Source organism: Salmonella sp. JXY0409-18 (assembly GCF_020268625.1).
Classification (GTDB): Bacteria; Pseudomonadota; Gammaproteobacteria; order Enterobacterales; family Enterobacteriaceae; genus Salmonella; species Salmonella enterica.
Map to the genome: position 1 here is coordinate 1226257 of NZ_CP084216.1, position 22776 is coordinate 1249032.

The 22776-nt window shown below is 54.1% G+C and carries 23 protein-coding genes; 15 read left to right on the forward strand and 8 right to left on the reverse strand.

Going from position 1 to position 22776, the window contains the following annotated elements; translation table 11 throughout:
- Positions 1–7 precede the first annotated feature (7 nt).
- Both cadC and hmpA read right to left on the reverse strand, forming a co-directional pair.
- Positions 8–1552, reverse strand: a complete 1545-nt coding sequence (gene cadC / locus LDB27_RS05835) for a lysine decarboxylation/transport transcriptional activator CadC (RefSeq protein ID WP_001187142.1) — start codon at positions 1550–1552, stop codon at positions 8–10.
- A 181-nt stretch (positions 1553–1733) separates the two neighbouring features.
- On the reverse strand, positions 1734–2924 hold the full coding sequence (gene hmpA, locus LDB27_RS05840) for an NO-inducible flavohemoprotein (protein ID WP_000883153.1): 1191 nt from the start codon (positions 2922–2924) through the stop codon (positions 1734–1736).
- Positions 2925–3248: 324 nt separating this feature from the next.
- Between hmpA and glyA the strand changes: the two genes are divergently transcribed.
- Complete coding sequence (gene glyA, locus LDB27_RS05845) at positions 3249–4502, forward strand: serine hydroxymethyltransferase (RefSeq protein WP_000919173.1); 1254 nt, start codon at positions 3249–3251, stop codon at positions 4500–4502.
- A gap of 195 nt (positions 4503–4697) precedes the next feature.
- Entirely contained in the window at positions 4698–5837 is a 1140-nt protein-coding gene (locus tag LDB27_RS05850; RefSeq protein ID WP_001173729.1) for a 3-phenylpropionate MFS transporter, read from the forward strand.
- Here LDB27_RS05850 and csiE read toward each other — a convergent pair.
- The gene (csiE, locus tag LDB27_RS05855; RefSeq protein WP_000982967.1) at positions 5832–7109 is read right to left on the reverse strand and encodes a stationary phase inducible protein CsiE; all 1278 of its coding nucleotides are present in this window, start codon (positions 7107–7109) and stop codon (positions 5832–5834) included. The genes LDB27_RS05850 and csiE overlap by 6 nt on opposite strands.
- Positions 7110–7234: 125 nt before the next feature.
- Between csiE and LDB27_RS05860 the strand changes: the two genes are divergently transcribed.
- Together LDB27_RS05860 and LDB27_RS05865 are read left to right on the forward strand one after the other, a co-directional pair.
- The gene (locus LDB27_RS05860) at positions 7235–7873 is read left to right on the forward strand and encodes a DUF1007 family protein (protein ID WP_000780029.1); all 639 of its coding nucleotides are present in this window, start codon (positions 7235–7237) and stop codon (positions 7871–7873) included.
- Positions 7864–8850 carry a nickel/cobalt transporter gene (locus LDB27_RS05865; protein WP_000111018.1) on the forward strand — a complete coding sequence of 329 codons (987 nt, stop codon included), beginning with the start codon at positions 7864–7866 and terminating at the stop codon, positions 8848–8850. Before LDB27_RS05860 ends, LDB27_RS05865 begins: the two co-directional genes overlap by 10 nt.
- Here LDB27_RS05865 and asrC read toward each other — a convergent pair whose 3' ends face one another.
- The 5 genes from asrC to suhB all read right to left on the reverse strand — a co-directional run bounded on the left by asrC (position 8851) and on the right by suhB (position 13748).
- Positions 8851–9864 (reverse strand): sulfite reductase subunit C, encoded by a 1014-nt coding sequence (asrC, locus tag LDB27_RS05870; protein WP_000020685.1) that lies wholly within the window; start codon positions 9862–9864, stop codon positions 8851–8853.
- A 10-nt stretch (positions 9865–9874) separates the two neighbouring features.
- Complete coding sequence (gene asrB / locus LDB27_RS05875; RefSeq protein WP_000017587.1) at positions 9875–10693, reverse strand: anaerobic sulfite reductase subunit AsrB; 819 nt, start codon at positions 10691–10693, stop codon at positions 9875–9877.
- A 3-nt stretch (positions 10694–10696) separates the two neighbouring features.
- Positions 10697–11740, reverse strand: a complete 1044-nt coding sequence (gene asrA / locus LDB27_RS05880; RefSeq protein ID WP_000985212.1) for an anaerobic sulfite reductase subunit AsrA — start codon at positions 11738–11740, stop codon at positions 10697–10699.
- A 181-nt stretch (positions 11741–11921) separates the two neighbouring features.
- A complete protein-coding gene (locus LDB27_RS05885) occupies positions 11922–12800 on the reverse strand; it encodes an alpha/beta hydrolase (protein ID WP_001130936.1) in 879 nt (292 codons plus the stop codon).
- Positions 12801–12944: 144 nt separating this feature from the next.
- Positions 12945–13748 carry an inositol-1-monophosphatase gene (gene suhB, locus LDB27_RS05890; RefSeq protein ID WP_000553473.1) on the reverse strand — a complete coding sequence of 268 codons (804 nt, stop codon included), beginning with the start codon at positions 13746–13748 and terminating at the stop codon, positions 12945–12947.
- 118 nt (positions 13749–13866) lie between these two features.
- On the opposite strand from suhB, the gene trmJ reads away from it, so the two are divergent.
- The 11 genes from trmJ (at position 13867) to sseB (ending at position 22759) form a co-directional block, all read left to right on the forward strand.
- The gene (trmJ, locus tag LDB27_RS05895; protein WP_000940033.1) at positions 13867–14598 is read left to right on the forward strand and encodes a tRNA (cytosine(32)/uridine(32)-2'-O)-methyltransferase TrmJ; all 732 of its coding nucleotides are present in this window, start codon (positions 13867–13869) and stop codon (positions 14596–14598) included.
- A gap of 159 nt (positions 14599–14757) precedes the next feature.
- Entirely contained in the window at positions 14758–15252 is a 495-nt protein-coding gene (gene iscR, locus LDB27_RS05900; protein WP_001241346.1) for a Fe-S cluster assembly transcriptional regulator IscR, read from the forward strand.
- 180 nt (positions 15253–15432) lie between these two features.
- Positions 15433–16647, forward strand: a complete 1215-nt coding sequence (iscS, locus tag LDB27_RS05905) for a cysteine desulfurase (RefSeq protein WP_000775262.1) — start codon at positions 15433–15435, stop codon at positions 16645–16647.
- A 27-nt stretch (positions 16648–16674) separates the two neighbouring features.
- Positions 16675–17061 (forward strand): Fe-S cluster assembly scaffold IscU, encoded by a 387-nt coding sequence (gene iscU / locus LDB27_RS05910; RefSeq protein WP_000331704.1) that lies wholly within the window; start codon positions 16675–16677, stop codon positions 17059–17061.
- A 28-nt stretch (positions 17062–17089) separates the two neighbouring features.
- Positions 17090–17413, forward strand: coding sequence for an iron-sulfur cluster assembly protein IscA (gene iscA, locus LDB27_RS05915; protein ID WP_000028952.1), 324 nt, complete (start codon positions 17090–17092; stop codon positions 17411–17413).
- Positions 17414–17608: 195 nt separating this feature from the next.
- Entirely contained in the window at positions 17609–18124 is a 516-nt protein-coding gene (gene hscB / locus LDB27_RS05920) for a co-chaperone HscB (protein WP_000384398.1), read from the forward strand.
- Between the two features lie 12 nt (positions 18125–18136).
- Positions 18137–19987, forward strand: a complete 1851-nt coding sequence (gene hscA, locus LDB27_RS05925; protein ID WP_001196652.1) for a Fe-S protein assembly chaperone HscA — start codon at positions 18137–18139, stop codon at positions 19985–19987.
- A 1-nt stretch (position 19988) separates the two neighbouring features.
- Positions 19989–20324, forward strand: coding sequence for an ISC system 2Fe-2S type ferredoxin (gene fdx, locus LDB27_RS05930; RefSeq protein ID WP_001124466.1), 336 nt, complete (start codon positions 19989–19991; stop codon positions 20322–20324).
- An 11-nt stretch (positions 20325–20335) separates the two neighbouring features.
- Entirely contained in the window at positions 20336–20536 is a 201-nt protein-coding gene (gene iscX, locus LDB27_RS05935; protein WP_000523621.1) for a Fe-S cluster assembly protein IscX, read from the forward strand.
- Between the two features lie 53 nt (positions 20537–20589).
- Entirely contained in the window at positions 20590–21873 is a 1284-nt protein-coding gene (gene pepB / locus LDB27_RS05940; protein WP_000133546.1) for an aminopeptidase PepB, read from the forward strand.
- Positions 21874–21982: 109 nt separating this feature from the next.
- Positions 21983–22759 (forward strand): enhanced serine sensitivity protein SseB, encoded by a 777-nt coding sequence (gene sseB, locus LDB27_RS05945; protein ID WP_001522413.1) that lies wholly within the window; start codon positions 21983–21985, stop codon positions 22757–22759.
- The last annotated feature ends 17 nt before the right edge of the window (positions 22760–22776 follow it).

The window sequence follows — 22776 nt, forward strand, 5'->3', positions numbered from 1 at the left end:
GTTAAATTTAATCTTCTGCCAGAAAACTATTCAGATAAGGGACAATTTTCTGAACGGATGTCTGAAATACGCCATTTTCAATCCAGTACAGCGTGTTTTCACCTGGACGTAAATTAAAGGCGGTCAGATAGGCATCAGCGGCCAGACGATTCTCACCTTTCATTTCGTAAACTTTCCCCAACAGGACATAGTTAAACCACGACATTTCAAGCTCGATGCTTTTATTGATTTCCTCATACGCTGCATCGATATCACCTTTGCCTAACAGATCGACGGTCTTGATTTTATAATAAACAGACGTTTTCTCAACGCCCGGAATTTGATCTATTTTTTTAAACTCTTCGTTCAGTGCGGCCACTTGTTCTTTATCAAACGGCTGCTGTGATTGCCGTAATACATCTACCAGCACTTTATATTCATAGGCATAGTTGAAATCAGGCGTTTCCTTAATAATGCCATTCAGAATATCGCTGGCTTTACCTAGCGCCTGCGCATCGCCGCTCAGAATAAGCTGGCGCGCCTCATAAAAACGCATCAGCGCGGTATTTTGCGGCGTTCTGAACAGGGCCAGTTGTTCTCGCATACGATTAGGCCAGGGCTGTGTTAAAACGAAAGACAGGCTATTAAACAGATCATCCTGGATGGACAACTGGTTAGTATTGGTGACGAAATAACGCTTATCCAGCATGGTTGAACCATCGGCGTTATCAATGAGCACCACAGACATAAAGCACTGCTGCGCCCGATAGTGGCGCTGATTGACAAACTGAATGGTTAACGTCTTACCGGAGCTGCTTGGCTCATTGACCCGGTAATTAGTTTTATCGTGCACCATAAAGGTCGAGTAGGTGTTCAGCAGGTCGGTGATTAAGCCGCCCAGACCGATGGCGTAGGACTCCTGCGAGACCCAGTTATTACAGGAATTGCCGCCTTCAAAACGAACATCTATATCTCGTGGGTTAAGTAATAACCGCGTTTTTGTTACCGCGGCATTATGATCTACCACCGACATCACGATAAACACCACCAGCGTCGCCAGCGAGAGTAGGAACATTACCCACGTCCAGAAAGCGGCGATACGCGGCTTTTTCGCCTTTTTAGTCGGCGTTTGCAAAGAGGCGGGCGGCACAGGCGTAGCGGCAGTAGCCCCCTCTGCCGGTTCTGCATTCGTTGCTGCGATCGGCGGCGGCGGCGACGTTGATGAATTATCGATCTCATCGCTATTTTCTTCGCACCAGATAACCGGCGCCGTCAGCTTATAGCCGCGTTTAGGTACGGTAACAATGTATTCAGCATTGCTGTCTCCGCCATCTCTTAATGATTTGCGTAGTTCAGAAATGCTTTGGGTGACAACATGGTTGGTCACGATGGTGCGCATCCAGACATGATCAATAATGTTATCCCGGCTTAACACTTCATCCGGGTGATGCGCAAAATACATCAGAAGATCGATCAGCCGTGGTTCAAGAGTAATCTGGCGTCCCTGACGACTGATCTGATTAACAGAAGGTGTAACCAGCCACTCTCCAATGCGTACAACAGGTTGCTGCATAAAAAGATGCCCTAACGAGCTAAGTCAAACGTTAATAATAACACGATTTGCACAGACTTTTTTTATTCCCCTTTTTTGTAAAAGAAAGGCATAAAAAGCAGTGTAATAAGCAGGGGAACGGGGAGGAAAACGGGCGTTCGCCTTAACGATAACGCCCGTTTTTTCAGAGGATTTCTTGCAATTACAGCACTTTATGCGGGCCGAAGCATTCGTAATGAATGTTTTCGTTATTCACGCCAAGTGAAACCAGTTGTTTTGCGGCAAACTGCATAAAGCCTACCGGGCCGCAAAGATAGAACTGCATTGCCGGATCGCTGATCGCGACTTCCAGTTTGCTTAAATCCATCAGCCCTTCGCTGTCAAAGACGTGTTGGGCGCGATCGGCCTCGGTCGGTTCGCGGTACCAGGTATGGGCAGTGAAACGCGGCAGTGTACGGCCCAGCTCGCTCACTTCGTCGGCAAACGCATGAACGTCGCCGTTCTCCGCCGCGTGGAACCAGTTCACCTGCGCGGTATGCTGTCCTTTCGCCAGCGTATCGAGCATCGCTAACATCGGCGTCTGGCCGACGCCAGCGGAAATCAGCGAAACGGGGGTATCAGCGGCGACATTCATAAAGAAGTCACCTGCCGGCGCAGCCAGACGCACCACATCGCCTACGCTGGCGTGATGGTGTAACCAGTTTGATACCTGGCCGCCGTCTTCACGCTTCACGGCAATACGGTACCCTTTGCCATCGGGTTTACGGGTCAGTGAATATTGGCGGATCTCCTGATGTGCAAAACCTTCCGGCTTCAGCCAGACGCCCAGATACTGCCCGGGACGGTATTCCGCCACCGTACCGCCGTCGACCGGTTCAAACTCAAAGCTGGTGATCAGTGCGCTACGCGGGGTTTTCGCAACGATGCGGAAGGGGCGCGTGCCTTCCCAGCCGCCGTCTTTGCTGGCGTTCTCGTGATAAATCTCGGCTTCCCGATGAATAAAGACGTTAGCCAGTACGCCATAGGCTTTGCCCCACGCGTCCAGCACTTCCTGGCCCGGGTTGAACATTTCGTCCAGCGTCGCCAGCAGATGCGTCCCGACGATGTTGTACTGCTCCGGCTTAATCTGGAAGCTGGTGTGCTTCTGCGCGATTTTTTCTACCGCCGGCAGCAACGCCGGTAAATTTTCGATATTGCTGGCGTAGGCCGCGATAGCATTAAACAGGGCTTCGCGCTGATCGCCGTTACGCTGGTTGCTCATATTGAAGATTTCTTTGAGCTCCGGATTATGCGTAAACATACGGTCGTAGAAGTGGGCGGTCAGTTTCGGTCCTGTTTCAACCAGCAGGGGAATGGTGGCCTTTACTGTAGCGATGGTTTGTGCGTCAAGCATACGTGCTTCCTTTATGTGAAAATCTAATGATGTATATCAAATGCATCTTATAAAAATACCCTTGCATTGTAAATGGTTCTTCTCTGCTTTACGTTATGGAGGTAACAACGTGAAAAATCTGCATCACAAAGCTGAAAAGAAATCCGTTGAAATTCGTCAGGCTCTCGTTCAGGAAACCCTTATCTGACGCATAGGTAATCGTTTGCGTAAAAACCTTTGTCAAGACCTGTTATCGAAGAATGATTCGGTTATACTGTTGGCCGAAGTCCCACGGACTGCCTTTTCAGGCACAAATTTTATTGTTAGCTGAGTCAGGAGATGCGGATGTTAAAGCGTGAAATGAACATTGCCGATTATGATGCCGAATTGTGGCAGGCTATGGAGCAGGAAAAAGTACGTCAGGAAGAGCACATCGAACTGATCGCCTCCGAAAACTACACCAGCCCGCGCGTGATGCAGGCGCAGGGGTCTCAGCTGACCAACAAATACGCTGAAGGTTATCCGGGCAAGCGCTACTACGGCGGTTGCGAATACGTTGATATTGTAGAGCAACTGGCTATCGACCGCGCGAAAGAACTGTTCGGCGCCGACTACGCTAACGTGCAGCCGCACTCCGGTTCTCAGGCTAACTTCGCTGTTTACACCGCGCTGCTGCAGCCGGGCGATACCGTTCTGGGTATGAACCTGGCGCAGGGCGGCCACCTGACTCACGGCTCCCCGGTTAACTTCTCCGGTAAACTGTACAACATCGTACCTTACGGTATCGATGAGTCCGGTAAAATTGACTATGACGAGATGGCGAAGCTGGCCAAAGAGCACAAGCCGAAGATGATTATCGGTGGCTTCTCTGCCTACTCCGGCGTGGTTGACTGGGCAAAAATGCGTGAAATCGCTGATAGCATTGGCGCATACCTGTTTGTCGACATGGCGCACGTAGCGGGCCTGATTGCCGCAGGCGTTTACCCGAACCCGGTTCCGCACGCTCACGTTGTCACCACCACCACCCACAAAACCCTGGCGGGTCCGCGCGGCGGCCTGATCCTGGCGAAAGGCGGCGACGAAGAGCTGTACAAAAAACTGAACTCTGCCGTCTTCCCAAGCGCGCAGGGCGGCCCGCTGATGCACGTGATCGCCGGTAAAGCGGTAGCGCTGAAAGAAGCGATGGAGCCGGAGTTCAAAGTCTACCAGCAGCAGGTGGCGAAAAACGCCAAAGCGATGGTGGAAGTGTTCCTGAACCGCGGCTACAAAGTGGTGTCTGGCGGCACTGAGAACCACCTGTTCCTGCTGGACCTGGTGGATAAAAACCTGACCGGTAAAGAAGCTGACGCCGCGCTGGGCCGTGCTAACATCACCGTGAACAAAAACAGCGTGCCGAACGATCCGAAGAGCCCGTTCGTGACCTCCGGTATCCGTATCGGTTCCCCGGCGGTTACTCGTCGCGGCTTCAAAGAAGCGGAAGTGAAAGAGCTGGCTGGCTGGATGTGCGACGTGCTGGACAACATCAATGATGAAGCCACCATTGAACGCGTGAAAGCGAAAGTACTGGATATCTGCGCCCGCTTCCCGGTTTACGCGTAAGCGCTTATGTTGTGAAAATGGCCCGATGGCGCTGCGTCTGTCGGGCATTACTTATGCGCCATAACGTGACGCCGCCGGAAGTCATTATCCGGCGGCGTTGCCGTTTGAACTTCTCCCTCCGCTTGTTAATCTTATGTTACCCTTGCCAGCGCAACCGTTTACCGCCAGACTATCGCCTCCAAACGGGAGGGAATCATGGCATTGCATTCCACGCGCTGGCTGGCGCTCAGTTATTTCACCTACTTCTTTAGTTACGGTATTTTTCTGCCCTTCTGGAGCGTCTGGCTCAAAGGTCTTGGGCTAACGCCGGAAACCATCGGTCTTCTGCTGGGCGTGGGTCTGGTCGCGCGTTTTCTCGGTAGTCTGCTCATTGCGCCTCGCGTAAGCGATCCTTCGCGGTTGATCTCCGCGCTGCGCGTACTGGCATTGCTGACGCTGGTATTTGCGCTGGCATTTTGGGCAGGAACGCATGTCGCGTGGCTAATGGTGGTGATGGTTGGGTTTAACCTCTTCTTTTCACCACTGGTGCCGCTGACCGATGCGCTGGCCAATACCTGGCAAAAGCAAATTACCCTGGACTATGGTCGGGTGCGGCTGTGGGGGTCCATCGCCTTCGTGATAGGGTCGGCGCTGACCGGTAAGCTGGTGAGTTTATACGATTACCAGGCGATTCTGGCGCTACTGACGCTCGGCGTCGCCTCGATGTTGCTGGGTATGTTGTTACGTCCCAGCGTGCCGCCGCAAGGGGAAAGCCGTCAGCAGGAGAGCGCAGGCTGGCCCGCCTGGCGTACGCTGGTGGCACAAAGTTGGCGTTTTCTCGCCTGCGTCTGTTTGCTGCAAGGGGCGCACGCCGCCTACTACGGTTTTAGCGCCATCTACTGGCAGGGGGCTGGCTATTCAGCATCGGCGGTCGGCTATTTATGGTCGTTGGGCGTGGTGGCGGAAGTGATCATTTTCGCACTGAGTAAAAAGCTATTCCGCCGGTTTAGCGCCCGCGACTTGCTGTTGCTTTCCGCTGTGTGCGGCGTGGTACGCTGGGGACTGATGGGCTGGAGTACGGCGCTGCCGTGGCTGATTGTGATACAAATCCTGCACTGTGGCACGTTTACCGTTTGCCATCTGGCCGCCATGCGCTATATCGCTGCGCGTCAGGGAAGCGAGGTGATTCGTTTGCAGGCCGTCTATTCCGCTGTGGCGATGGGCGGCAGCATCGCGATTATGACAGTATTTGCCGGTTTTCTGTATCAACATCTGGGCGGCGGCGTATTCTGGATTATGGCGCTGGTGGCATTGCCCGCTATCTTCCTTCGGCCCAAAGTGGTTGCCGCGTCATGATTCCAGGATCTTGCGGATCTGCTGCTGTTGGTGCGCTGTGAGGGCGCGATCCGCATGAATTAATGGCGGTGAGAAGAGCGGTAGCGGCGTGGCGTAAGGGGTAACAATCAGCGCTACGCCGCGCGGGCATCCCTCTTTTTGAAACGCCTGGAGCGATATCCGTCTGATATTCAGCGGCAACAGGGTCAGTTCACGCAGTTGCTGCTCAATATGCGTCTCCAGCGCATCATTTTTATCCACTAACAATACGATCTGTCTCTCATGCAAATCGTTATCCTGCATCAGCCAGGCGCCGAAAATCACTGCCACCAGACCCGTCTCTTCCTCGGAAAAGTGGACACCATATTCGGCTTCAAATCCGGCGAGCGCCTCACGTGTGGTGCGAACCAGACGCGGATAAAGACGGTTGAACTCTTCCGGAAGCGTATTATCGATGCCAATCGTGAATAAACTTCGGTTCAGCGCCTGGGCGAGATGGACATACAGCTGATCGTTAAGCCCTTGTTCGTCGCTGAAGCGTACGTTCCCTTTTTCTCGGAAGCGCAGCACCAGCCGCGCCACTTCCAGTCGCAGTTGCTGCGCCCGTTGATGCGTGTCGCGAATCGGGTCGGGGAGGCGAATCATTGAAAACAGTAACGCCATAAACAGCGCTTCATTGAGCGGTGCGGCCTGCATCACGTGGCGCTGCCAGTGACGACCAATTTCCTGGGCGAGTGGATATTCCGCGCACGACTGCGCCCAAATCTGCTGTACAGGGTTGAACTCCGGGGTGATGCCGGCATGGTGTTGTAGCAGACAATACTGTAAAAAGAGACGCAGGAACTGCACGTCGCGATGTTCAAATGGTTTTTGCAACCGGCGGGCGCACAGATTGATGAGCGCGTGCAGATTAATATCGTCATACAGCGGACGCGCGATACCGCGCTGCTTTAGCGCGTTTTTTAAGGCCGGGGTAAACTGTTGCGTGACGAAGGTCGGGCATAAACGCAGGCCGCGCCTGAGCCAGTGTAAAAGGCAAAGGCGCTGATCGAGTGCTGTACCTTCGATCCGATAGCAACCGTTCTGGCATGTTGTGATGGCAAGGCGATGATAGCGCTGGATCTCCAGGCTTGTCTCAGTGATATCCTCACGGGCAGTATCATCATCAACGCCATTAAGCGCGCTGAAGATTTCCACCGTGGCAATTGGCTCCGGCTGGAAAAGCGTCAGCAATACCTGACAGCGGCGCTGGGGAGCGGAAAGTACAGATGGTGGGGCAATTGTCGGCATCATCTGTCAGGTCTCCCGTTAGTTTGTCTGGTAAGGATAGCTAAAGTTTGCGCGTGAAAAATGTGATAAGCGTGCTTTTAGGCCAGGAATGCTGAGGAACGTCACAGAATTTTTATCGCGAGGAACAGATGAAGCTAGTGAAACGCAGCGCCTTAACACTATTTCTTGCCGTTTTATCTTTCGTGGCGGCGGCGCATCCGCACAGCTTCATCCGTCTGCAAACGCAGGTGGTCAGTGAAAATGAGCAATTTGTGGCGTTAAAAATGCGCTGGACAATGGACGCGCTGACATCCGCAGATCTGCTGTATGACGCCGGAAACGCGGCTCCGGGGTCAGAAATATGGAAAAAGTTGGCGGCGGAAGTGATGGCTAACGTACTTGGGCAGCACTACTTTACAGAAGTGTGGCGCAATGGCGCGAAAGTGAAGTTTAAAAACAGGCCGACAGAATACGGTATGACGCGTGACGTGCATCAGGCGGTATTGACCTTTACGCTACCGCTGGCTGAACCGCAGCCGTTAAGCGGACAGACTTATACCTTTTCAACGTTTGATCCCTCTTATTATGTCGATATGCATTATGACCAGGACAGCGATATCACGATGCCGGAACCGCTGCGCGAAAAGTGTCGGATTCAGGTTTATACTCCTGCGCCCGGCGAAGAGACACTACGTTTCGCCCAGTCGCTGGATAAAGAGGACGCGCCGCCGGAGGATATGGATTTAGGTAAACAGTTTGCCCAAACGGTGACCTTGCAATGTCAGTAATTTTTTCTCAACGCACTCCGGGGCGGCGCTGGCTCTCGCTGTGGCCATTGGCGTTATTCCTGCTGCTAATGCTGGTTGGCGGTCTGTGGATATGGCAGGCCTGGCCGCAGGTGATGTTGAAAAGCGCTCTTTGGCAGCGGGACGTGAATCAGCAGTTGAGCGCGCTGCTTAACGCGGTGGCGACGCATCCTGAGCGGGCGGGCGGATCGTTGCTTCTGCTGAGTTTTATGTATGGCGTGCTTCATGCGCTGGGGCCGGGACACGGCAAAGTGGTGATCGCGACATGGCTGGCGACGCATCCTTCGAAGCTGAAATCAAGTATCGTGCTAACCCTCGCCGCCGCGTTATTACAGGGGCTCGTGGCTATCGGGTTGGTGGTGGGCGTGCTGACCGTATTGCAACTTCCGGCCAGGCAGCTCCATCTGAGCGGTTTCTGGCTGGAAAAGGGGAGCTATGCGTTAGTTGGCGGGCTGGGCATCTTGCTGTGCTGGCGGGCGATAAAAAGGTTACGCGCGCTGCTACGTAAACCTGTCTTTATCGCTTTTACGCCGCGCCATGTTCACCATGAAAAATGCGGCTGCGGACATCAGCATCTACCGACGCAGGAACAATTGCATAGCGGCGATGACTGGCGCGCGCGACTCATGATCGTACTGTCTATGGGGATGCGGCCCTGTTCCGGCGCGATAATGGTGCTGTTATTCAGTAAAGTGATTGGCGTTTTTAGCTGGGGAATGGCGTCGGTACTGGCAATGGCGGCGGGAACCTCGCTAACGATTACCTCGCTGGCGCTGCTGGTACACACTTTTCGTGCTCTGGCGGTGAAGCTCAGTGGAAACGAAGCGCCGGCGTTATGGCGGCAGGTAGGCTGGTCAACGCTGGCGCTGGCCGGAGGGGTGATACTGCTTGTCGCGGCGCTGGTCATGTGGTTTAGCGTGCCGCAGCCTGTGGGCGGGCTGCGGCCATGGCGTGGTTGATTAGTGCCCGGCGGGTTTGAGATGCATCCGCGCGACGGATTCGTCTTCGGCCCAGTAAATGCGTTCGGCGACCATCGCTTCCGGATTGAGCTGAACGCCGCGCAGTACCCGTTCTTTAAAACGCAGGTAGCCGCCTTTGTCGATCAGATGGCCCATATGGAGATAGATCGGTTTTCCGCCGAGCATCTCTTTTTCAAATTCATACAGGTTAACGATCACCTGCTTTATCACATCTTCAGTCACCCAGTTGAGGAAGAGCTTGCCGACGCGCGGCGTCTTTTTACTGGTGCGTCCGCCCAGACGGACTTGCCAGAGCTGATCCGGCTTACGTTGCCAGGCCAGCGTCGGACAGGCCAGCACGCACTCGCCGCAGCCGATACAGGCGGACTCTTCTTTGACCGCTTTGCCGTTCTTCAGCGCCAGGCAGCCTACCGCGTGGTGACTACAGGCCTTCACGCAGGCGCCGCAGCCGATACAACGATCGGCAGTGAAGCGCATTTTCGCCACGCCAATAATTCCCAGATCGGCCATTGACGCCTTCGCGCAGTCATTCGGGCAGCCGACGATGACCGTTTTGAGATGATAAGGGCTGGGATAGACCAGTTTTTCAAGACGACGGGACAGACCGGTCGTGTCAGTGTTGGCTTTCTGGCAAATGCGGTTCCCCTGACAGGCGACAATATTTCGCCCGCCAATAGCGAGATAGCCCGCTTTGGTATCCTCAACCTGGACGTCGCACAGTTCTATTTCAATCTCGCGAAGAAACGGCTCCAGCGCGGCGTTCACGTTGTCGATATCTTCGTAACGGATACCCGGCATCGCCAGCTTCTGGCGGGTAGTGAGGTGAATTTGTCCGTTGCCCCAGGTTTCGGCGATGTCACGCGCCACCGTTAGCAAATGCGCAGGCAAAATACCGCCGGGAATGCGGACGCTGATCATGGCTTCGCCGCGCACTTTTGACAGGCGATATTCGTTTTTCGCACGGGCTTTAATGATATCAATATCAATGCTCATGATGTTCTCCTTAATCGGCAAAACGTTGCGCGACGGCGTAGTTAAATATCGGGCCGTCGGTGCAGACATACACTTCGCCCATACGGCAGTGGCCGCACTTCCCGACGGAGCAGGCCATCCGGCGTTCGTAGTCCACCCAGATTTGCTCCGGCTTGAGCCCTTTTTGCAGCAGCATTTTTACGGTAAAGGTAATCATTATTGGTGGCCCAACGACGATGGCCTGCATGGTGTCGATATCGCTAAGCGTCATGTCGGCAAGCCGATCGGTCACCCGACCAATCTGGTAACGGTCATCAGCCTCGCCTTCATCCAGCGTGAGCACCAGATTATGTTTGCCGCGCCACGTCGCCATTTCTTCTTTGTACAGCACGCAATCGCGATTTTTATAGCCGAGAATCATATCCAGCTGACCAATTTCCTGGGGATTCTCAACGAAATAGCGCATTAAGCCTTTCACCGGCGCGACGCCCGTGCCGCCTGCGACAACCAGTAAGGGTTTATGGCGCAGCGTATCGACCGGATAGCCATTGCCATAGCAGCCGCGTAGCCATACGTTGTCGCCTTCTTTCAGCGTAAAGAGGGCGCTGGTCACTTTTCCGACATTACGAATCAGCAGATCTATCCAGCCGTCGCCGTAGTCGGAAACGGAGATGGGCGCTTCGCCGACGCGCGGCAGCGACACCTCAACAAATTGCCCCCAGTGCGCGGGAAAATCGACGGCCACGCGGAAATTCCACTCCAGCGGCGTGTGGCGAGTAATACTGAGGATGCGGTACGCCGCAGGCAGCAAACTGTGCTGCGGTTTATCATGACAGGAACAATGTGACATGCGTTATGCCTCCTCTGCCAGCGCCTGCCGAACGGCAGCGGTCATTTTGTTGATAATCAAAGAAAATTTGATGTATTGCGGGCAGCGATCGTCGCAGCGGCCGCAGCCGACGCACATATGTTCAATGCCGTTGCGCGCTTTGTAGTCATTGACCTTATGCAGGGCGCGGTAGCGCAGACGCTCGCCGGGTTTTTCGCGAAAACCATGACCGCCGGCCATGTCGCTAAAGCCCGGCACCATGCAGCTTGCCCACTGGCGACGGCGTTCGCCGCGCTGCGGATTTTCATCATAGGCGACGTCAAAGACGCTATAGCAGGTACAGGTTGGGCACCCGGTAGTGCAGCGACCACAACTGATGCAGCGGCTGTCGTAGGCGTCCCATAGCGGATGGCGGGTGAGAATGTCGCGAATTTTTTGCGGATCGCGGCAAACGCTGTCCGGCGTGACGACGGTTTCCCGGTTTTCGCTGACGAAAGAGGGGGTATAGTCAGCCTCCTGCCCCAGCCCTTGTATCGCCGCCTCGATAAAGGGATCGCGGATGCTGACAAGCGCGCCCTCATCGCTAAAACGCATAGCGGCGCTATAACAGTCAGTTTTATTAGTACCCATTGAGACGCAGAAACAATTTTCGAAGCTTTCTTCACACTCAATAAGGACGAAACGAATATGCTCCCGTAGCAGTTGATAACTGTAATCGGAATTATTCCCATTTGATAAATACATATAATCCATCCGCGACATGGCGTTAATGTCGCAGGCGCGGGCAAAGATGATTATCGGGGAAGTGTCTGTCTCGGCAATTTGAATGGTGTCTTTATCGAAATAAAAGAGCGTTTCGGTGATAGGGGCGATAATGGTATTCGGCGACATGTGCGATTTCTCGTGCCAGATGAGATCGCGCCAGCCGCTAATCCGTTGATAAATAATGTTGTCAGTGTCGGAAAAACGTCCGCCGCGAAACTCTGCGGACGGGGCAAACACGCGCCATTTTTTGTTTAATCGCTGGATAAGCAAACTAAACTCGTCAGGCGTAATTTTGATAGCCATCACATACTCCACAGTAATATTCAGGAAAAACAAATGAAAATAAATTGTTATAAAAATCAGTTGAATATTACTGTTACGCTAGCGCTAATCCACCGCCTTCGCTAACGGGAAAAAATGGTTTTTACTATCGGTATAATAAATATATTCTTAATCATAAAATATGCATATATACAGCGTCGCGCTATTTAGCGGATAGCGCGGTCTGAATAAAATTAATCATTGCATCGCGGTAAAGGTTTTCATAACGCCCGGAAAAAGCATCAATGTGATCGCCGCCAGGAATGAAGATTTTTTGTTTGGGCTCTTGGGCGAGGGCATACAATTTCTCACTGTCCTGCCAGGGAATAACATGGTCTGCCGTGCCATGAAGAATCAATACCGGAATGGGGCTGACGCTGGCGATATTGCGATCCGCGCTATAGCGGTCATCAAGCAAATAGCCGCTGCCCGGGATCATCTGGTTGGCGATGGAGGAATAGGATAAAAACGTTGAGTCGAGGATAATCGCACGTATGCCCGCCTGGTCGGCGTAGCGCATATTTGCGCAGCCTACGCAGTGGCCTACGGCGGCCAGTACATTATTGCCGCCCAGGCTCTGCCCCAGCAGTACCAGGCGCTCGGGGTTAACGTCGTCGCGATGCCGCACATAATCTATCGCGCTTTTCGTATCGTCCAGTAGCCCCTCTTGTGATGGGGTACCCTCAGATTCGCCAAAACCACGGTAATCAAACATAAACAGGTTTACGTTGCGTTCTGGCAGCCAACTGACTAACGGCCAGTGCGCCGACATATTTCCGGCGTTGCCATGGACATGAATCACCGTCGCGACGGCGTTTTCCGGCCTGCCGAAAGCAGTGGGAATAAACCAGCCGTGCAGATGCGTGCCATCTTTGGCGGTAAAGGTAATGGATTCAGCTTCGGCAGGGGTTGGCCCATAGACTTTATTGTCCGGGTAATAAAAGGCATTGATCGCTACGCGGGGTAGCAGGTAAATACAGACCACAATGATAAACAGAATAAAAAGGGATTTGACGATGCGTCGGGTATGTTGAAGGGGCATGTTCGCTTCCTTGCCGCTTTATGCCAATAGCGGAGCAGGGAGCGATCGTACAAAAACATGCAGGCAAGTAAAGCGATGAGGCTGTGTTTAGGAAAAACGCCTGAAAAGGCACGGCGGATGAGTGGCCCCATCCGCCGAAGAGACTTAGCGCTTCAGCGCATCGCTCAGTTCGTCGCGCATATTCGCCAGCATGGCTTTAACGACGCGCGGATTCCCCGCCACGATATTACCGGTCATCATGTAGTTATGACCGCCGGTGAAATCGCTGACGATACCGCCCGCTTCACGAACCAGCAGTTCGCCCGCGGCGAAATCCCACGGACGAAGGCCAATTTCAAAGAAACCATCGACACGACCTGCAGCCACATAGGCCAGATCCAGCGCGGCGGAACCGGTGCGGCGGAAATCGGCGCATTCGGTGAACAGCTTGCCGATAATATTAATGTAGGTGGTCGCGTATTGTTTGGCTTTGAACGGGAAGCCGGTAGCGAGGATAGTGCCGTCCAGATCGCGAGCGGTACTGCCGCGCAGACGGTAGCCGTTCAGTTGCGCGCCCTGACCGCGGGTGGCGGTGAACAGTTCGTTACGCATCGGATCGTAAACGACAGCCACTTCAGTACGGCCTTTAATGCGTACAGCAATGGAAACAGAGAAGTGTGGCAGACGTTTGATAAAGTTGGTGGTGCCATCCAGCGGATCGATAACCCATTGAACATCCTGATCTGTGCCAACGTGCTCACCGCTTTCTTCGGTGATAATAGTGTGTTGCGGGTAAGATTTGCGAATGGTGTCGATAATTACCGCTTCAGCGGCCTTATCCACATTGGTCACAAAATCGTTACTGCCTTTTTGGCTCGCTTCTACAGCGTCCGGAGTTTCATAGTTTTTGGCAATTACATTACCCGCCTTGCGCGCTGCGCGCACGGCGATGGTCAGCATCGGATGCATCGGTCTCTCTCACTGGATGTTAAAGAACGGGAAAACGGCGCAGAGTATAGCAGCGAGATCGGAATCTGTCTTGGTTTTATGGTAAGATGTCAGAATAATCTTTAGCTGAAGAAAGACAATGCTGCAAAACATTCGAATTGTGCTGGTGGAAACCTCTCACACCGGCAATATGGGCTCTGTGGCTCGCGCTATGAAAACCATGGGCTTAACTAACCTGTGGCTGGTAAACCCGCTGGTGAAACCGGACTCCCAGGCCATCGCCTTGGCGGCAGGCGCCAGCGATGTGATCGGTAATGCGCAGATCGTCGATACGCTGGATGAAGCGTTGGCTGGCTGTAGCCTGGTGGTCGGCACCAGCGCCCGTTCCCGCACTCTGCCGTGGCCGATGCTTGATCCGCGCGAGTGCGGCTTAAAAAGCGTGGCGGAAGCGGCAAATACGCCGGTTGCGCTGGTTTTTGGTCGTGAGCGTGTCGGGCTGACTAACGATGAGTTGCAAAAATGCCATTATCACGTCGCGATTGCCGCTAACCCGGAGTACAGCTCGTTGAATCTGGCGATGGCGGTACAGGTCATCGCGTATGAAGTCCGTATGGCCTGGCTGGCGACGCAGGAAAACGGCGACGCGGCAGATCATGAAGAGACGCCGTATCCGCTGGTGGACGATCTTGAACGTTTCTACGGCCATCTGGAGCAGACGTTGCTCTCCACTGGCTTTATTCGCGAAAGCCATCCGGGGCAGGTGATGAATAAATTGCGCCGTCTGTTTACCCGCGCCCGCCCGGAAAGCCAGGAGTTGAATATTCTGCGTGGGATTCTGGCGTCTATTGAGCAGCAGAATAAAGGCAAGTAACCGCGTCAATACCGCACGGAACGCTAAATACCTGACTAATTTACTCAAGTAAATAGTTGACCAAATTACTCGGGAATGTCAGACTTGTCCCTGCTATGCAATACCCCCATTTTACAATAAAAAACCCCGGGCAGGGGCGAGTTTGAGGTTAAGTAAGACATGAGACTGACATCTAAAGGGCGTTATGCCGTGACCGCAATGTTAGACGTTGCGCTCAACTCCGAAGCGGGCCCGGTACCGTTGGCTGATATTTCTGAACGTCAGGGGATTTCCCTTTCTTATCTGGAACAGCTATTTTCCCGTTTACGTAAAAACGGTCTGGTTTCCAGCGTACGCGGGCCGGGCGGCGGTTATCTGCTGGGTAAAGATGCTGGCAGTATCGCGGTCGGCGAAGTGATCAGCGCGGTTGATGAATCCGTTGACGCGACCCGTTGCCAGGGCAAAGGCGGCTGCCAGGGCGGCGATAAATGCCTGACCCATGCGCTGTGGCGTGATTTAAGCGATCGCCTGACCGGTTTTCTCAACAATATTACCTTAGGCGAGCTGGTGAATAACCAGGAAGTTCTGGATGTGTCTGGTCGCCAGCACACGCATGACGCGCCGCGCGCCAGCGGTCGTGCGCAGGACGCTATCGACGTTAAATTACGCGCTTAATTAAAATATTACGCCATCTCTTCTGGCGGCCTCATGCGGTGAATGCCGCGGTCGTCTGAAGGATGAAGCGTAAAAAAGAATTCAGAATCAGGCCGGGACGCGGACGTCCCGTCAACACGGTCGTACATCCAGCCGGTTGCCTGATTCCTTGCATTGAGTGATGTACGGAGTTTAAGAGCAATGAAATTACCGATTTATCTCGACTACTCCGCAACCACGCCGGTGGACCCGCGTGTTGCCGAGAAAATGATGCAGTTTCTGACCCTGGACGGAACCTTTGGGAACCCGGCGTCTCGTTCACACCGTTTCGGCTGGCAGGCTGAAGAGGCGGTAGATATCGCCCGTAACCAGATTGCTGAACTGGTCGGTGCCGACCCGCGTGAAATCGTCTTTACCTCAGGGGCGACGGAGTCCGATAACCTGGCGATCAAAGGCGCTGCCAACTTTTATCAGAAAAAAGGCAAGCACATCATCACCAGCAAGACCGAGCACAAAGCGGTGCTGGACACCTGCCGTCAGCTTGAGCGCGAAGGGTTTGAAGTGACCTACCTGGCGCCGCAGCGCAACGGCATCATCGATCTCAACGAGCTCGAAGCAGCGATGCGTGACGACACCATTCTGGTTTCCATCATGCACGTGAACAACGAAATCGGCGTGGTGCAGGATATCGCAACCATCGGCGAAATGTGCCGCGCGCGCGGTATCATCTACCACGTTGACGCCACCCAGAGCGTGGGCAAACTGCCTATCGACCTGAGCCAACTGAAAGTGGATCTGATGTCCTTCTCCGGTCATAAAATTTATGGTCCGAAAGGCATTGGCGCGCTGTATGTGCGTCGTAAGCCGCGTATTCGCATTGAAGCGCAGATGCATGGCGGCGGGCACGAACGCGGTATGCGCTCTGGTACTCTGCCTGTCCACCAGATCGTCGGCATGGGCGAAGCTTACCGTATCGCGAAAGAAGAGATGGAGACCGAAATGGCCCGTCTGCGCGGTCTGCGTAACCGTCTGTGGAACGGCATCAAAGATATTGAAGAAGTTTACCTGAACGGCGACCTTGAGCAGGGCGCGCCAAACATTCTCAACGTGAGCTTTAACTACGTTGAAGGCGAGTCGCTGATCATGGCGCTGAAAGACCTGGCGGTCTCTTCCGGTTCCGCCTGCACCTCCGCCAGTCTGGAACCGTCCTACGTGCTGCGCGCGTTGGGCATGAATGACGAACTGGCGCATAGCTCTATCCGTTTCTCTTTAGGTCGTTTTACCACTGAAGAAGAGATCGACTACGCCATTGATCTGGTTCGTAAATCCATTGGCCGTCTGCGTGACCTTTCTCCACTGTGGGAAATGTACAAGCAGGGTGTGGATCTGAACAGCATCGAATGGGCACATCATTAATCGGTATCGGAATCAGGAGAATTTATAATGGCTTACAGCGAAAAAGTAATCGATCACTATGAGAACCCGCGTAACGTAGGGTCGTTTGACAACAACGACGATAACGTGGGAAGCGGCATGGTTGGCGCGCCGGCCTGCGGCGACGTCATGAAGTTGCAGATTAAAGTTAACGATGAAGGTATCATTGAAGACGCGCGCTTCAAGACTTACGGCTGCGGTTCCGCTATCGCTTCCAGTTCTCTGGTAACGGAGTGGGTGAAAGGGAAATCCCTGGACGAAGCGCAGGCGATTAAAAACACCGACATTGCAGACGAACTGGAACTGCCGCCGGTGAAAATTCACTGCTCTATTCTGGCGGAAGACGCGATTAAAGCCGCTATTGCGGATTACAAAAGCAAACGCGAAGCGAAATAAAATAGAACGTTAACATTGAGGTTTTGTTATGTCGATAACACTTAGCGACAGTGCAGCAGCGCGAGTTAATACCTTCCTGGCCAACCGTGGTAAAGGGTTTGGTCTGCGTCTGGGCGTGAGAACCTCCGGCTGCTCAGGTATGGCTTATGTACTGGAATTTGTTGACGAGCCAACGGCGGAAGACACCGTGTTTGAAGACAAAGGCGTTAAGGTAGTGGTTGACGGCAAGAGCCTGCAATTTCTGGACGGTACACAGCTGGACTTCGTAAAAGAAGGTCTGAACGAAGGGTTTAAATTCTCCAACCCGAATGTGAAAGATGAGTGTGGTTGCGGCGAAAGCTTCCACGTGTAACCGTGTTCCGCTGTTATACCGAGCATTCGTGCTGCAGAAAAGCGGCAAGCGAGTGAATCCCCAGGCGCTTATTTAAGTAAGTGACTGGGGGAACCCGCGCAGACAACGCATCTGCGGCGCGAAGTAAGAAGGTATAACCCCACCGTGGTCGCCTGCGTGTGGGGTTTGTTCTGACAGGCTATCCCTGAGAATGTTATGGATTACTTCACCCTCTTTGGCTTACCAGCCCGTTATCAGATTGACACCCAGGCGCTGAGCCTTCGTTTTCAGGATCTGCAACGCCAGTATCACCCTGACAAATTTGCCAACGGCACTCAGGCGCAGCAGCTTGCCGCCGTTCAGCAATCCGCCACGATCAACCAGGCCTGGCAAACGCTGCGTCACCCTTTGACGCGCGCGGAGTATCTGCTTTCCTTACACGGGTTCGATCTGGCCAGCGAGCAGCATACGGTACGCGACACCGCGTTTCTGATGGAACAACTCACGCTTCGCGAAGAGCTGGACGATATCGAACAATCAAAAGACGACGTGCGGCTGGAAAGCTTCATCAAACGCGTACAAAAGATGTTTGATGCTCGTCTTCAGCAAATGGTGGAACAGTTGGACAACGCCGCGTGGGACGCGGCGGCGGATACGGTGCGCAAACTGCGGTTTCTCGATAAACTGCGAAGCAGCGCAGAACAACTCGAAGAAAAGCTGCTCGATTTTTAACTGGAATCTAACATGGCCTTATTACAAATTAGTGAGCCTGGTCTGAGCGCCGCGCCGCATCAGCGTCGTTTGGCGGCGGGCATCGACTTAGGCACTACCAACTCTCTGGTTGCGACGGTTCGCAGCGGCCAGGCGGAAACTCTGCCTGACCACGAAGGGCGCCACCTGTTGCCTTCAGTGGTTCACTATCAGCAGCAGGGCCATACGGTCGGTTACGCTGCGCGCGACAATGCCGCGCAGGATACGGCCAACACTATCAGCTCTGTGAAACGCATGATGGGACGCTCGCTGGCGGATATCCAGGCGCGCTATCCGCATCTGCCTTACCGGTTTAAGGCAAGCGTTAATGGGCTGCCGATGATTGACACGGCGGCTGGATTGCTCAATCCGGTACGCGTATCGGCTGATATTCTCAAAGCGCTGGCCGCGCGGGCTAGCGAATCGCTCTCCGGCGAGCTGGATGGCGTGGTGATTACCGTTCCCGCCTATTTCGATGATGCCCAACGTCAGGGGACGAAAGACGCCGCGCGGCTGGCGGGCCTGCATGTACTGCGCCTGCTCAACGAACCGACGGCGGCGGCGATTGCCTACGGTCTGGACTCAGGCAAAGAAGGCGTTATTGCTGTTTACGATCTCGGCGGCGGTACCTTCGATATCTCTATTTTACGCCTGAGCCGCGGGGTGTTTGAAGTGCTGGCGACGGGCGGTGATTCTGCGCTCGGCGGCGACGACTTTGACCATCTGCTGGCGGACTATATTCGTGAGCAGGCGGGAATTGCCGATCGTAGCGACAATCGCGTTCAGCGCGAACTGCTTGATGCCGCGATTGCGGCGAAAATCGCCTTAAGCGATGCCGATACCGTTCGCGTTAACGTTGCGGGCTGGCAGGGGGAAATCACTCGCGAGCAGTTTAACGATCTCATTTCCGCGCTGGTTAAGCGCACGCTATTGGCCTGCCGTCGCGCATTGAAAGATGCCGGCGTTGATCCCCAGGACGTTCTGGAAGTGGTCATGGTTGGTGGTTCGACCCGTGTACCGCTGGTGCGTGAGCGAGTAGGCGAATTTTTTGGCCGCACGCCGTTAACCGCTATCGACCCGGATAAAGTGGTCGCTATCGGCGCAGCGATTCAGGCCGATATTCTGGTCGGCAACAAGCCGGACAGCGAAATGCTGCTGTTGGACGTGATTCCACTCTCTCTTGGGCTGGAAACGATGGGCGGCCTGGTGGAAAAAGTCATTCCGCGCAACACCACTATCCCGGTGGCGCGCGCGCAGGATTTCACCACCTTCAAAGACGGTCAGACCGCGATGTCTATCCATGTGATGCAGGGCGAACGCGAACTGGTGCAGGACTGCCGCTCGCTGGCGCGTTTTGCGCTGCGCGGGATTCCGCCGTTGCCGGCGGGCGGGGCGCATATTCGCGTGACCTTCCAGGTAGACGCCGATGGCCTGTTGAGCGTCACCGCAATGGAAAAATCCACCGGCGTCGAGGCCTCCATTCAGGTCAAACCTTCCTATGGCCTGACCGATAGCGAAATCGCCTCGATGATCAAGGATTCCATGAGTTTTGCCGAGCAGGACGTGAAAGCGCGTATGCTGGCGGAGCAAAAAGTCGAAGCCGCGCGCGTGCTGGAAAGTTTGACCGGCGCGCTAACTGCCGACGCCGCGCTGTTAAGCGCCGCAGAACGTCAATGCATTGATGATGCCGCCGCACATTTAAGCGCGGTCGCACAAGGCGATGATGTTGACGCCATAGAACAAGCCATTAAAAACGTAGATAAACAAACCCAGGAATTTGCTGCTCGCCGCATGGACCAGTCGGTTCGTCGCGCGTTGAAAGGCCATTCCGTAGACGAGGTTTAACATGCCGAAGATTGTTATTCTGCCTCATCAGGATCTTTGTCCGGATGGCGCAGTTCTGGAAGCTGAGACCGGTGAAACCATTCTTGACGTTGCGCTGCGCAACGGCATCGAGATTGAACACGCCTGTGAGAAATCGTGCGCCTGCACCACCTGTCACTGTATTGTACGTGAAGGCTTCGACTCCTTGCCGGAAAGTTCGGAAGAAGAAGACGATATGCTGGATAAAGCGTGGGGGCTGGAGCCGGAAAGTCGACTGAGCTGCCAGGCCCGCGTTACCGACGACGATCTGGTTATCGAAATTCCACGTTACACAATCAACCATGCGCGTGAGCATTAACAGAGGGTAGTATGGGACTCAAGTGGACCGATAGCCGCGAGATTGGCGAAGCGTTATACGACGCATATCCTGATGTCGATCCTAAAACCGTTCGTTTCACCGATCTGCATCAGTGGATCTGCGAACTGGACGATTTTGACGACGACCCTAACGCATCCAATGAAAAAATTCTGGAGGCGATTCTGCTAGTCTGGTTGGATGAAGCAGAGTAAGTCAAATAACGGGCTGCCCTACGGCGGCCCGTTTGCTAATAAGGAAAATAACAATGACAGAAGCCATGAAAATTACGCTTTCCACGCAGCCTGCCGATGCGCGCTGGGGCGATAAAGCCACTTACAGTATTAATAACGACGGTATTACCTTGCATCTTAACGGTAAAGACGATCTGGGGTTGATCCAGCGTGCGGCGCGTAAAATCGACGGCCTGGGAATAAAACAGGTCGCGCTGACAGGCGAAGGATGGGATACCGAGCGTTGTTGGGCATTCTGGGCGGGTTATAAAGGACCAAAAGGCGTCCGTACCGTAATGTGGCCGGATTTAGACGATGCCCAACGTCAGGAGCTGGATAACCGCCTGACCATTATTGACTGGGTGCGCGACACCATTAATGCTCCGGCGGAAGAGCTTGGGCCGGAGCAACTGGCGCAGCGCTCGGTGGATCTGCTGTGTAGCGTCGCGTGCGATAGCGTCACTTACCGTATCACCAAAGGCGAAGATCTGCGCGAGCAGAACTATATGGGGTTGCATACCGTAGGCCGTGGTTCTGAGCGTCCGCCGGTGCTGCTGGCGCTGGATTACAACCCGACGGGAGACAAAGATGCGCCGGTTTATGCCTGCCTGGTCGGTAAAGGTATTACCTTTGACTCCGGCGGCTACAGTATCAAACAAAGCGCTTTTATGGACTCAATGAAATCCGATATGGGCGGCGCGGCGACAGTAACAGGCGCGCTGGCGTTCGCCATTACCCGTGGGCTGAATAAACGCGTAAAACTGTTCCTGTGCTGCGCCGATAATCTAATCAGCGGCAATGCGTTTAAACTGGGCGACATTATTCGCTACCGTAATGGTAAGAATGTCGAAGTCATGAATACCGATGCGGAAGGGCGACTGGTGCTGGCGGATGGCCTGATTGACGCCAGCGCACAACACCCGCAGCTAATCATTGATATGGCGACGTTAACCGGCGCGGCGAAAACAGCGCTGGGTAACGACTACCATGCGCTATTCAGTTTTGACGATACGCTGGCGGGGCGCTTGCTGACCAGCGCGGCGCAAGAGAATGAACCGTTCTGGCGTCTGCCGCTGGCGGAGTTCCACCGTAACCAGCTGCCGTCTAACTTTGCGGAACTGAACAACACCGGCAGCGCGGCGTATCCCGCTGGGGCAAGCACCGCCGCGGGTTTTCTGTCGCACTTTGTTGAAAATTACCGCGAAGGCTGGCTGCACATTGACTGTTCCGCCACTTATCGCAAAGCGCCGGTTGAGCAGTGGGCTGCCGGGGCAACCGGTCTGGGTGTGCGCACCATCGCGAATTTGCTGACCGCCTGAACGGTGTTTTTGTAGGCCGGGTAAGCGAAGCGCCACCCGGCATTTTGCCTGATGGCGACGCCGTGCGTCTTATCAGGCCTACAACCCATATACATAATTTGTGATTCCTATGTCCGAAACTAAAAATGAATTAGAAATCTTGCTGGAGAAAGCGGCGACTGAGCCCGCGCATCGTCCGGCATTTTTCCGTACCTTACTGGAGTCCACCGTCTGGGTGCCGGGCAGCGCTGCCGAAGGCGAGGCGATTGTGGAAGACAGCGCTCTGGATTTGCAGCACTGGGAAAAAGAAGACGGCACGACCGTCATTCCCTTCTTTACTTCTCTGGAGGCGCTGCAGCAGGCCGTGGAAGACGAACAGGCATTTGTGGTGATGCCGGCGCGCACGCTGTTTGAAATGACGCTTGGCGAAACGCTATTCCTCAACGCTAAATTGCCGACCGGCAAAGAGTTTATGCCGCGTGAAATCAGCCTGCTTCTCGCTGAGGAAGGCAGTCCATTAAGTACGCAGGAAGTGCTGGAAGGCGGCGAGTCGCTTATTTTATCCGAAGTGGCCGAGCCGCCGTCGCAGATGATTGATTCCCTCACTACGCTGTTTAAAACCATCAAACCGGTGAAACGCGCATTTCTCTGCGCTATTAAAGAACATGCGGACGCCCAACCTAATCTGCTGATTGGCATTGAGGCTGACGGCGATATTGAAGAGATCATTCACGCAGCGGGCAATGTGGCGACCGACACGTTACCGGGTGACGAACCGATCGATATTTGTCAGGTGAGGAAGGGCGAGCAGGGTATCAGCCACTTTATCACCGAGCATATCGCACCGTTCTACGAGCGCCGCTGGGGTGGGTTCCTGCGCGACTTTAAACAGAATCGCATCATCTGAAGAAAAGAAAGCCGCCC